At 47.2% G+C, this 11,678-nt stretch carries 10 protein-coding genes; 9 read left to right on the forward strand and 1 reads right to left on the reverse strand.

The features are described 5' to 3' along the window. The first annotated feature begins 116 nt into the window (after positions 1 to 116). From C6P39_RS22995 to C6P39_RS23020, 6 genes are all read left to right on the forward strand, one after another. Complete coding sequence (locus C6P39_RS22995) at positions 117 to 1,505, forward strand: beta/alpha barrel domain-containing protein (protein ID WP_104805326.1); 1,389 nt, start codon at positions 117 to 119, stop codon at positions 1,503 to 1,505. 24 nt (positions 1,506 to 1,529) lie between these two features. Next, positions 1,530 to 2,228 (forward strand): GntR family transcriptional regulator, encoded by a 699-nt coding sequence (locus tag C6P39_RS23000; protein WP_104805327.1) that lies wholly within the window; start codon positions 1,530 to 1,532, stop codon positions 2,226 to 2,228. Further along, entirely contained in the window at positions 2,215 to 3,426 is a 1,212-nt protein-coding gene (locus tag C6P39_RS23005) for an NADP-dependent isocitrate dehydrogenase (RefSeq protein ID WP_104805328.1), read from the forward strand. Before C6P39_RS23000 ends, C6P39_RS23005 begins: the two co-directional genes overlap by 14 nt. Positions 3,427 to 3,594: 168 nt before the next feature. Then, positions 3,595 to 4,245: a TetR/AcrR family transcriptional regulator gene (locus C6P39_RS23010; protein ID WP_104805329.1), complete on the forward strand. Its 651-nt coding sequence runs from the start codon at positions 3,595 to 3,597 to the stop codon at positions 4,243 to 4,245. Further along, positions 4,242 to 5,141: an ABC transporter ATP-binding protein gene (locus C6P39_RS23015; protein ID WP_104805330.1), complete on the forward strand. Its 900-nt coding sequence runs from the start codon at positions 4,242 to 4,244 to the stop codon at positions 5,139 to 5,141. The genes C6P39_RS23010 and C6P39_RS23015 overlap by 4 nt, the downstream gene beginning before the upstream one ends. Continuing rightward, positions 5,138 to 5,935 (forward strand): ABC transporter permease subunit, encoded by a 798-nt coding sequence (locus C6P39_RS23020; RefSeq protein WP_187144012.1) that lies wholly within the window; start codon positions 5,138 to 5,140, stop codon positions 5,933 to 5,935. Before C6P39_RS23015 ends, C6P39_RS23020 begins: the two co-directional genes overlap by 4 nt. A gap of 23 nt (positions 5,936 to 5,958) precedes the next feature. Here C6P39_RS23020 and C6P39_RS23025 read toward each other — a convergent pair whose 3' ends face one another. Beyond that, positions 5,959 to 7,866, reverse strand: a complete 1,908-nt coding sequence (locus C6P39_RS23025) for an ABC-F family ATP-binding cassette domain-containing protein (protein WP_104805331.1) — start codon at positions 7,864 to 7,866, stop codon at positions 5,959 to 5,961. Between the two features lie 395 nt (positions 7,867 to 8,261). On the opposite strand from C6P39_RS23025, the gene C6P39_RS23030 reads away from it, so the two are divergent. The 3 genes from C6P39_RS23030 to alr all read left to right on the forward strand — a co-directional run bounded on the left by C6P39_RS23030 (position 8,262) and on the right by alr (position 11,615). Then, complete coding sequence (locus C6P39_RS23030) at positions 8,262 to 8,906, forward strand: redox-sensing transcriptional repressor Rex (protein WP_095173172.1); 645 nt, start codon at positions 8,262 to 8,264, stop codon at positions 8,904 to 8,906. Positions 8,907 to 8,976: 70 nt separating this feature from the next. Beyond that, a complete protein-coding gene (locus tag C6P39_RS23035; protein ID WP_104805332.1) occupies positions 8,977 to 10,479 on the forward strand; it encodes an NAD(P)H-hydrate dehydratase in 1,503 nt (500 codons plus the stop codon). After that, on the forward strand, positions 10,476 to 11,615 hold the full coding sequence (alr, locus tag C6P39_RS23040; RefSeq protein WP_104805333.1) for an alanine racemase: 1,140 nt from the start codon (positions 10,476 to 10,478) through the stop codon (positions 11,613 to 11,615). Before C6P39_RS23035 ends, alr begins: the two co-directional genes overlap by 4 nt. Positions 11,616 to 11,678: the final 63 nt, after the last annotated feature.

Here is an 11,678-nt window from a genome sequence, read left to right on the forward strand (position 1 = left end):
TGACAAATAATGTATCATTGTATACAATGATACAAGAAATTCATTAGGATAAAGTGATAGCATATTGAAAATGTGATGCCGGGATATCCCGGAAGTTAGGATGAGGAGTGACGAAAATGATAAACAGAGCTGTCAGAATGAATTACCATACAAATTTACTGGAACTGGAAGAGCATATGTATCCCCTGGTGGATGTACAGACGCCGAATGTATTTCACAATCTGTTTCCTTACACAGAGGTACCAAAGATTGCGTTTAACGACAGGATCGTGCCCCACCATATGCCGGATGACATTTGGATCACTGACACCACGTTCCGTGACGGGCAGCAGTCAAGAGCTCCTTACAGCACTGAGCAGATTGTGACCATCTTTGATTACCTGCACAAACTAGGCGGTCCAAACGGAAGGATCCGTCAGAGCGAGTTTTTCCTCTACAGCAAAAAGGACAGAGACGCCGTATATAAATGCCTGGAGCGGGGATACAAATTCCCGGAAGTCACAAGCTGGATACGCGCCAGCAAAAAAGATTTTGAACTGGTAAAGGACATCGGACTTAAGGAGACAGGTATCCTGGTAAGCTGTTCGGATTACCATATTTTCTATAAAATGAAAATGACCAGAAAAGAGGCCATGGAGCACTATTTGAGTGTGATCCGTGAATGCCTGGAGACAGGGATCAGCCCCAGATGTCATCTGGAGGATATTACAAGGGCCGATATCTACGGCTATGTGATCCCCTTCTGTTTGGAGCTGAACAAACTGATGGAGGAGTATTCCATACCGATCAAAGTGCGCTGCTGCGACACTATGGGATATGGCGTCAATTATCCCGGAGCTGTGATCCCCCGCTCCATACCGGGTATTATCTACGGTATTTTGACACATGCGGGAATCCCCTCTGAGCTGATAGAGTTCCACGGCCATAATGACTTTTACAAAGCGGTGAGCAACTCCACAACCGCATGGCTATACGGCGCAAGCGGTGTGAACTGTTCCCTGTTCGGTATTGGTGAGAGAACCGGCAATACTCCCCTGGAGGCCATGGTATTTGAGTATGCCCAGATCAAAGGCTCCCTGGATGGCATGGATACAAGGGTCATCACAGAGCTTGCAGAATATTATGAAAAAGAGATCGGATACAAGGTTCCTTCCACCACACCGTTTGTGGGAAGCGCATTCAATGTGACAAGGGCCGGTATCCATGCAGACGGTCTGCTGAAAAACGAGGAAATCTACAATATCTTTGATACGGATAAATTCCTGGGCCGTCCGCCTCAGGTGGCTGTTTCCAACACTTCAGGCCTGGCAGGTATTGCCCATTGGATCAACAATCACTACCGGCTTTCGGGTGAGAGCCAGGTACAGAAGAACAGCGAACTGGTGCAGATGATAAAGGCCTGGGTAGATGCCCAGTATGAGGAGGGGCGTGTCACAGTCCTGACAGACGAGGAGCTCATATCCGTCATTGAGGAGAGCTGCAGGAGACTGCATATAACCTTATAAGGCATAAGTGAGGAAGGAAGTAAAATGGCAGTTAGAGAGAAGTCCCTGCGGGGCCAGGTATTTGACAAGATTCGTTCTAATATTCTGAAAGGCCATTACCAGCAGGGAGATGAACTGGTGGAATGTACCATTGGAAAAGAACTGGGAGTCAGCAGAACTCCGGTGCGGGAGGCCATTCGGCAGCTTGAACTGGAGGGGCTGGTGCGCCTGGTACCAAACAAAGGAGCCTTTGTCAACGGAATATCCGCAAGGGATGTAACGGATATTTATTTGATCCGTTCCCGGCTGGAAGGGCTCTGTGCCCGGATGGCTGTGGAAAATATAACACCGGAACAGCTGGAAGCTATGGAGGAAGCCATCGTATTGTCAGACCACCACGCGAAAAAAGAACATTATAAGCAGGTCTGTGAGATGGACGGCAAATTCCACAAGCTTCTATATGAAGCCTCCGGCAGCCGGATGCTCTCCCACACACTGTCTGATTTCCATCAGTATGTACAGCGTGTGCGGCAGGTATCCATCATGAACCGTATGCGTCTGAACAAATCAGGCAACGAGCACATGGAAATATTGGAAGCCATAAAAAGCAAGGATGCAGATTTGGCGGAACAAGTGGCGGCGAGGCATATTTATAATACGGTTGAGAATCTGAAACATTATAATCTGGAAGAAATTCTGCGGGAAGAGTACGGAAAGGAGAATGACAACAATGGAAAGAATTAAGATGACAACACCTTTAGTGGAGATGGATGGAGACGAGATGACACGAATCCTCTGGAAAATGATCAAAGAGGATCTGCTGGAGCCATATGTGGAACTCAATACAGAATATTATGACTTGGGACTGGAATACAGAAATGAGACAAATGACCAGGTTACAGTGGATGCGGCCAATGCCACAAAGAAGTACAAAGTAGCCGTTAAATGCGCAACCATCACACCCAATGCGGCGCGTATGGATGAATACCACTTAAAAGAAATGTATAAAAGCCCCAATGGCACCATCCGTTCCATGCTGGACGGTACCGTCTTCCGTGCTCCTATTGTAGTAAAGGGGATTGAACCCTGTGTAAAAAACTGGAAGAAACCCATCACCCTGGCAAGACATGCCTATGGAGATGTCTATAAAAATACGGAGATGGTCATTCCGGGACCGGGAAAAGTGGAGCTGGTTTATACCTCTGCTGACGGCACGGAAACAAGAGAACTGGTGCACAATTTCACAGGTGCCGGTGTGGCACAGGGAATGCACAACTTAAATGGCTCGATTGAGAGCTTTGCGAGAAGCTGTTTTGAGTATGCGCTCTCTACAAAACAGGATGTATGGTTTTCCACCAAGGATACCATTTCCAAAAAGTATGACCATACCTTTAAGGATATTTTCCAGGACATTTACGATAAAGAATACAAAGAGGCTTTTGAGAAGGCCGGTATTACATATTTCTATACACTGATCGACGATGCTGTGGCACGTGTCATGAAAGCAGAGGGGGGCTTTATCTGGGCCTGCAAGAACTATGACGGGGATGTTATGAGTGATATGGTATCCTCTGCCTTCGGTTCTCTGGCCATGATGACTTCTGTTCTGGTATCCCCTCACGGATATTTTGAATATGAAGCAGCACACGGAACCGTGCAGCGCCACTATTACAAGCATCTGAAAGGTGAAGAAACTTCCACAAACTCCGTGGCAACTATTTTTGCCTGGACAGGCGCGCTTAGAAAACGGGGAGAATTAGACGCAAGCAGCAGCCTCTGCCAGTTTGCTGACCGTCTGGAAAAGGCCACACTTGCTACGATCGAAAAAGGTGAAATGACAAAAGACCTTGCGCTGATCACATCACTGGAGGATCCGACTGTGCTGAACAGCCGTGAATTTATCCTGGCTGTCAGAAAAAATCTGGATGCTTTATACGCATAAAAATTATGTTTTATTGATTTCATAAGTCCATGTAAGAGAGTATAAGTCCCTGCTTACATGGACTTGTTCTTTTTAGTTAAAAGTTTTCAGACAGGGGGTTGAAAATCTGAGTCAATTTCTTATAATGGGTATTAACCGAATCGGTAAAGTACAAAAAGGGGGCTCAATATGGAGGACAAACTTAGCAGTCTTTCGGAGGAAAAAAAGAAAGCGATCGTCAATGCGGCACTGGAGGTTTTCGGTACCTGTGAATATAAACGTGCATCTACAGATCTGATCGCCGCCAAAGCCGGAATCTCAAAGGGACTGCTGTTTTATTATTTTAAGAACAAAAAAGAGCTGTATATGTATCTGTTTGAGTATGTCTTTGAAAAGGTGGGTTCACGCCTTTTGGATTCGCATTTTTTTGAAATCACGGACTTCTTCGAGTTGTTGGCTTACACAACCGAAAAGAAAGCCCGTATTCTCTCTGAATTTCCCTATCTTATGGAATACAGCGTCCGGGCATTTTTTACGTCCAGAGAGGATGTATCGGAGGAAATGAATTCCTTTATGAAAAACCAGATTGCAACTATGTTTGAGGATTATTGCAAAAATGTAGATATGACAAAGTTCAGGGAGGATGCAGAACCCAGAGAGATACTGCATATGCTTATCTGGCTTACAGACGGATATATGCATCAGAGAATGTTCTATACCGATACGGTGGATGCGGATTTATTGATGCAGCAATTCAGAAAATGGTCAGAAATGCTGAAGCGGATCGCATACAAAGAGGAGTATCTGACAGAAATGGTTGGAAGGAGGCAGGAAATATGAACGTAATAGAAATCAGCCATATAACAAAAGACTATGGACAGAACCGCGGTGTTTTTGACGTGAGTTTTTCGGTGAAACAAGGAGAGGTGCTTGGATTTTTAGGCCCAAACGGAGCAGGGAAGACCACAACGATCCGTCAGATCATGGGCTTTATCAAGCCTGACAGCGGCAGCCTGTCTATCCTGGATATGGATTGTTTTAAGGAGGCGGATAAAATCCAGTCATCCCTTGGATATCTTCCCGGGGAGATTGCTTTTATTGACTCCATGACAGGAATGGAATTTATCCGTTTTGTGGCAAAGATGAAGAAAATGAGAGATTTGGGCCGGGCTCAGGAACTAATGAAAATGTTTGAACTGAATCCCTCCGGCAAGCTGAAGAAAATGTCAAAAGGCATGAAGCAGAAGATAGGAATCGTCTGTGCATTCATGAATCCGCTGGCAAGCATCCTGATCCTGGATGAACCCACCAGCGGACTGGACCCTTTGATGCAGAATCGGTTTGTAGAGCTGATCCTTTCGGAGAAGAAAAAAGGAAAAACCATACTTATGTCTTCCCATATGTTTGAGGAGATTGAACGAACCTGTGACCGTGCCGCGATCATCCGTGACGGGCGCCTGGTTGCAGTGGAGGAGATTGAAAGATTAAAAGAGGGAAGACAGAAAGTGATAGTGATCACTTTCCGGGAGCCAGCTATGGCGGAAGCGTTCGCTGCCGCATTTCCTGAGGCCTCTTATCAGGCCGGGGAAAAAGCAGTGACTGCCAAAGTGGGAAAAAATATTGATCTTTTCCTGAAAAAGGCCAGCGCGTATACGATCACAGATTTAGATGTGCGCACACAGAGTCTGGAAGAGTTTTTCATGCATTTTTACGGAGAGGAGGCAGCACGATCATGAATGCTACGTTATTTAAAAAAGAGATCAAATCAAACTGGCTGCTGCTCGTCATTTTTCTTGCGGTCCTCAGTGTCTATGGCAGTATGATCACTATGATGTTCAATCCTGAAATGGGAGACAGCCTGAAAATGATGGCTGACAGCATGCCGGATCTGTTCGCGGCATTTGGCATGGCTGATGTGGGCCAGACATTGCTGGAATTTGTATCGGGATACTTATATGGAATGCTGTATGTGGCTTTCCCGGCGGTATTCATCATAATTCTCTCAAACAGACTGGCAGCCAAATACGTGGACAACGGCTCCATGGCTTACCTTTTGGCGGTACCTGCCAAACGCTGGAAGATCATGATGACACAGTGCGTTTTCATGCTGGTGTCCCTGCTTGTCATTGTCATTTATGTGACTTGCCTGATCCTTGTTGTCAGTGAGGTACTTTTCCCCGGGGAAATGGAAACAGCAGCGTTTATCCGGATCAATGTGGGTCTGCTGGGAATGCTTGTATTCTTTGGCGGCGCATGTTTCTGTGCTTCTTGTTTCAGTAATGAATCAAAAACTTCCTCTGCAGTCAGTACAGCCATCGTAGTATATTCAGTCCTTGTGCAGATGATATCGCAGGTTGGAGATAAATTTGAGAAAGTAAAATATGCCACACCTGTGACCTTGTTTGACATAGACGGTCTGAGTGCAGGGGACGGAAAAGCTTGGATGATGTGCGGCATTTTGTATCTGGCGGGTTTTTTACTTATGGGGATTGGAATCATACGGTTCAGCAAGCGGGACCTGCCCTTATAACAGAAAAACGGGAAGAACAGGCATTATGCCAGTTCTTCCCATTTTTCATAGAGTTCTTCCAGTTTTTGCGCGATCTCAGCTTTTTCGTTGGCCAGCTTTACGCATTCGGCCACATTGACCGCCACATCCGGCTTCTCCATCTCGGCGTCAATTTCCTTGTCTCTGGCTTCCAGGCGTTCAATCTCTGCTTCGGTCTTTTTCAGATCATTTTCGCGTTTCCTCTGGCGTGCCTGTTCTTCTTTCTGTTGTTTCCAGTCCAGTTTTGTGGCAGACACAGATTCTGCAGTTTCTTCCTCCTCCTGGCCAGGTGCGTAGATACGGGTGAGTTCTTCTCTTTTTTCCATATAGTAATCATAATTGCCGATGTAATTCACCATACTTTTGTTGGTCAGCTCCAGGATCCTGGTGGCTGTCCTGTTGATAAAATACCGGTCATGAGACACATACAGCACAGTTCCAGTGTAATTGCACAGGGCATCCTCCAGAATCTCTTTTGACATGATATCCAGGTGGTTGGTAGGCTCATCCAGGATCAGAAAGTTGGCTTCTGACAGCATGAGTTTAGCCAGGGATACACGTCCCCGTTCTCCGCCGCTTAAGGAGGAGATCTTCTTAAATACATCATCTCCGGTGAAAAGGAAAGCAGCCAGCAGATTGCGGATCTCTGTGTTGGTGAGTTTTGGAAAATCATCAGAGATCTCCTCAAAGATGGTCTTTTCCATATGGAGTACATGGTGCTCCTGGTCATAGTATCCGATGTGCACTTTGCTTCCCAGATGGAAGACCCCGGCGTCGGCGGGAACCAGCTCGTTTAAGATTTTCAGTATGGTGGTCTTGCCAGTTCCGTTGTTACCGATGATCGCTACCCGTTCCCCCCGTTTGACAGAAAAATTTAGGTCCGAAAAGAGGGGGAGAGAGGGGAAGGATTTTGTGAGATGTTCCACGGTCAGTACATCCGATCCGCTTTCCATGCGGGGCTTTAAGTAAATACGCATGGAAGCGTTTACCTCTGTGGGCTTTTCTATGACTTCAATCTTATCCAGCAGTTTTTCACGGCTTTCTGCCCGCTTTATGGATTTCTCCCTGTTAAACTGCTTTAACTTGGCGATTACTTCCTCCTGATGTTTGATCTCCTGCTGCTGATTCAGATACGCCTGATAGGCATCCCTGCGAAGCTGGGTCTTTTTCTCACTGTAAGCAGAATAATTTCCGGTAAATGAACTTACCTTTCCGTTATCAATATCAATAACTTTGGTTACGATCCGGTCCAGAAAATACCGGTCATGGGATACGATCAGGACAGCTCCCGGATAGTTCAGCAGATAGGTCTCCAGCCAGGAGATGGAATCCATATCCAGATGGTTGGTAGGCTCATCCAGAAGGATGATGTCCGGTTTGGACAATAGGAGGCGTCCAAGGGCAACTCGCGTTTTCTGCCCTCCCGACAGGGTGGAGATCTCTTTTTCAAAGTCACTTTCAGGAAAGCCAAGTCCTTTCAGCACCCCCACAAGTTCGCTTTTGTATGCGTAGCCGTTTTCCATTTCAAATTCATGGGTCAGCCGAGAATACGTTTCCATCAGGTGTTCCAGTTCTTTCCCGGAAGCGTGCTTCATCTGCTTTTCCGTTTCCCGCATATGAAGCTCCATATCCAGAATATGCTGTTTGACTTGCAGCAGGGAATCGTAGATGGTGAGGGCGCTGTCCAGCTCCTGGTGCTGGGCCAGGTAGCCGATGGTCCTGCCTCTGGATAAGATGACCTCCCCGCTGTCCGCTGGGATCTCCTGCATGATAATACGCAGCAGTGTGGATTTGCCTGCTCCGTTGATGCCCACTAAGGCAGCTTTTTCGCGTTCCTCTATATGGAAGGAGGCGTCATGGATCAAATTCATGCCTCCAAATGATTTTTCAATATTCTGACATGCCAGTATCATTTTTTAGAATCTCCTTTATCTTTAGGTGTAACTGTTTTGTCTCTTCACAGTCATAGACAAAAATCCGCCGGGAATGGACTTTAGCCGCGGGATTTTTGTGTTACTGTACACAGGCCACTGTACTGGGAGGCGTTTTCATGCTGAAAGCATGAAAATCCCCAGGCAGCCAGCGCGATATGGGGCAGAATGCTCCATATCTGTGCATCGCGAAGCGTGTTGCTGGACACGGAGTGAACAGTAACATTTTTGCTTCACCCTTCCTATTATATCTGAAATTCAGAATTTGACAACAGATAAAAACAACAATAACTGGAATTGTATTTGACTTTATTTTAACAATTATATATAATATTCCTATATGAAACAGAAAACTAAGACATAAGGAGGGTAAAGTCGTGGACGAAAAATGCATATCAAAAGCAGTCATCAGAAGACTTCCCCGATATTACAGATATTTAGGAGAACTTTTGGAAGATGGTGTGGAGCGTATCTCCTCAAATGAGCTGAGTACCAAGATGCGCGTGACGGCATCCCAGATCCGCCAGGACCTGAATAATTTTGGAGGGTTCGGGCAGCAGGGATACGGATATAATGTGCAGTACCTGTACACGGAGATCGCTAAGATCCTGGGACTTGACCGGACCCATAACATGATCATTATAGGAGCGGGCAATCTGGGACAGGCACTGGCAAATTATGTGCAGTTTGAAAAGCGCGGGTTTAAGGTAGTCGGTATCTTTGATGTGAACCCGGTTCTGAAGGGCATTTCCATCCGTGGGAACGAAATCCTTATGATGGATGAACTTCCCCAGTATCTGAAGGATAATGATGTTCAGATAGCGGCGCTCACTCTGCCTAAGAACAATGCAGAAGAGACAGCTGATCTGCTGGTGGAAAACGGAATCAAGGCTATCTGGAATTTCGCACATCTGGATCTGGAGGTCCCGGAGGATGTCATTGTGGAAAATGTACACCTGTCCGAGAGTCTCATGAGATTGTCTTATAATCTGAATTGTTATGTGACGGAACATAAAAAGTAAGAAAAGGCTGCTGCGGAACTTTTGCGGCGGCCTTTTTTGGCTGATACCAGCAAAAGAGAGGAGTGTTGACATGAAACAAATCGTAACCGGCGGACAGATGAAACTTTTGGATGATTATACCATCCGCAAGATCGGGATCCCCTCCCTGGTCCTCATGGAGCGGGCAGCCCTGAGTGTGTACCGGGCCCTTGTGGAGGAAGATTTCCCTCTGGAAAAAGTCCTGGTCCTCTGCGGCACGGGAAATAACGGCGCGGACGGCGTGGCTGTGGCGCGTATGCTTCATGTGGCAGGGGTTTCGGTAGATATCTGTATACTTGGAAAAAAGGATCATTATACAGAAGAAATGAGAAAGCAAGTGAATATTGCAGAAAATTATCACATATCCTTTGTCAAGAATGCCGTACCTGCTGAATATACTACTATAGTAGATGCTGTCTTTGGTGTAGGCCTGTCCAGAGAAGTGGGCGGAATCTACAGAGACACCATCGAAGCCTCTAACCGGTCGGAAGCAAAGATCATGGCAGTGGATATCCCCTCCGGTATCAGTGCAGATACGGGAAAGGTGCTGGGCTGTGCAGTGAAAGCTGACGTGACTGTGACCTTTGCCTATGAGAAGGCAGGGCTGTTATTCTATCCAGGTGCTTCCTGCGCGGGAAAAGTCAGGACTGCGGATATCGGGATCTATAAAATGTCCCAGAATGATTTTGAGCTGTCTGTACTGCGTTGTGAGGAGAAGGATCTGTACCGGATCCCCAAGCGGAAGCCGGATGGAAACAAGGGGACTTATGGAAAAATATTTCTGGCAGCCGGAAGCCGTGATTTAAGCGGCGCAGCGTATCTCTCTGCCTGTGCGGCACTCAGGACAGGTGCAGGTATGATCAAGGTACATACCAGGGAGGAGAACAGGCAGGCATTGACCACAATGCTGCCGGAGGCTATGTACAGCTTCTATGACGATGAGGAGATCAAAAAAGAACAGATCCGGGAAGGACTGGCCTGGGCAGATGTGATAGGAGTAGGGCCTGGACTTGGCACAGGGCAGCAGGCAGAAGATATCCTCTATACCATACTGGCAGAGGGCAGTAAACCTTTGCTGATCGATGCGGACGGCCTGAATCTTCTGGCAGGCAGAATGGAAGTGCTCACGCAGTATCCGGCACCTATTCTGGTAACACCCCACTTGGGTGAGTTCTCCAGGATCGCAGGGGTATCCGTGGAGGAGTGGAAAGTAGCGCCCCTTTACCTGACAAAACGTTTTGCCCAGAAATATCATCTGACCGTAGTATGCAAAGATTCCCGTACCGTCATTTCTGACGGTGGTGAGGAGATATTTATCAACACTTCCGGCAACAGCGGAATGGCAACAGCCGGAAGCGGGGATGTACTCTCCGGTATCCTTATGGGCCTTTTAGCCCAGGGGCTTTCAGTAAAGGAAGCCGCGGCTTTGGGCGCTTATTTTCATGGGATGGCAGGTGATATGGCAGCTGCCCAAAAGGGGGAGTACAGTATGATCGCCGGAGATATGATCACACAGACAACGGAAATCTTGAAGAAAAGAGGAGCAGTTTTATGAAGACACCGAACAGGATTTACGTTTCCATAGATTTGGATGCGGTTTCCTATAATCTGGAAAGTATGAAGAACAATATCCGCGAGGACACAAAGATCATTGCCGTACTGAAGGCGGATGGCTATGGACATGGAGCACTTCCCATTGCCAGGCATATCGAACCCCTGCCTTATATTTGGGGCTTTGCTGTAGCCTGTGTGGAAGAGGGACTTGCACTCAGAGAGGGCGGCATTGAAAAGCCTGTTTTGATTCTTGGATATACCTTCCTGGAAGATTATGAGACCATCATAGAAAATGACTTCCGCCCCACCGTTTTTACCTGTAAGATGGCTGAAGATTTATCAGACACGGCAAAACGGCTGAACAAAGCAGTGAAGATACATATTAAGCTGGATACCGGTATGACACGTATCGGCTACCGCGATCTGCAGCACGATGTACCGGAGATCCTGAAAATTGCTGAAATGCCGGGGCTTGAAGTGGAAGGACTGTTCACCCATTTTGCCAGGGCAGATGAGACGGGCAGGGAACCGGCCTATGCACAGCTTGAGAGATACCTGGAATTTGTCCGGGCCTTGGAGGAGAAGGGGCTGCATGTGCCTTTGAAGCACTGTTCCAACAGTGCAGGTATTATCCGGATCCCGGAGGCGAATATGGATGCCGTGCGGGCCGGTATCATTCTGTACGGCCTCTATCCGTCCGGTCAGGTGGAAAAGGAGCCGGTGCCTTTAAAACCGGTAATGGCTCTCAAAAGCAGAGTTGTATACATAAAGACAGTGGAACCCGGCGTGGAGATCAGCTACGGCGGAACATTTGTCACAAAACGTCCTACCAGAGTTGCCACCATTCCTGTGGGATATGCGGACGGGTATGCCAGAAGTCTGTCAAACAAAGGCAGTGTACTGATCCGCGGCAGACGTGCGCCGATCATAGGACGAGTCTGTATGGATCAGTTCATGGTGGATGTGACAGATATCCCGGAAGCGGAAGAGTTGGACGAAGTGACATTAGTTGGACGGGACGGGGAAGAGAGCATCACGCTGGAGGAACTGGGAGAGATTTCAGGCCGCTTTAATTACGAGTTTGCCTGCTGTATCAATAAACGTGTCCCCCACCTTTTTATTCCCGCAGAACCGTAAGAACACATCCCGCAGCAAGCAAAGATCCCATCGCCCTAGGCGATTTGGCTTCAGAAAAGTAAA

The organism is Blautia marasmi (assembly GCF_900258535.1).
Taxonomy (GTDB): Bacteria; Bacillota; Clostridia; order Lachnospirales; family Lachnospiraceae; genus Blautia; species Blautia hominis.

Coding starts and splice junctions, on each gene's coding strand:
- alr (WP_104805333.1), top strand. CDS start 10,476: ATGAAGACACCGAACAGGATTTACGTTTCCATAGATTTGGATGCGGTT.
- C6P39_RS23025 (WP_104805331.1), bottom strand. CDS start 7,866: ATGATACTGGCATGTCAGAATATTGAAAAATCATTTGGAGGCATGAAT.
- C6P39_RS22995 (WP_104805326.1), top strand. CDS start 117: ATGATAAACAGAGCTGTCAGAATGAATTACCATACAAATTTACTGGAA.
- C6P39_RS23020 (WP_187144012.1), top strand. CDS start 5,138: ATGAATGCTACGTTATTTAAAAAAGAGATCAAATCAAACTGGCTGCTG.
- C6P39_RS23010 (WP_104805329.1), top strand. CDS start 3,595: ATGGAGGACAAACTTAGCAGTCTTTCGGAGGAAAAAAAGAAAGCGATC.
- C6P39_RS23000 (WP_104805327.1), top strand. CDS start 1,530: ATGGCAGTTAGAGAGAAGTCCCTGCGGGGCCAGGTATTTGACAAGATT.
- C6P39_RS23015 (WP_104805330.1), top strand. CDS start 4,242: ATGAACGTAATAGAAATCAGCCATATAACAAAAGACTATGGACAGAAC.
- C6P39_RS23035 (WP_104805332.1), top strand. CDS start 8,977: ATGAAACAAATCGTAACCGGCGGACAGATGAAACTTTTGGATGATTAT.
- C6P39_RS23005 (WP_104805328.1), top strand. CDS start 2,215: ATGGAAAGAATTAAGATGACAACACCTTTAGTGGAGATGGATGGAGAC.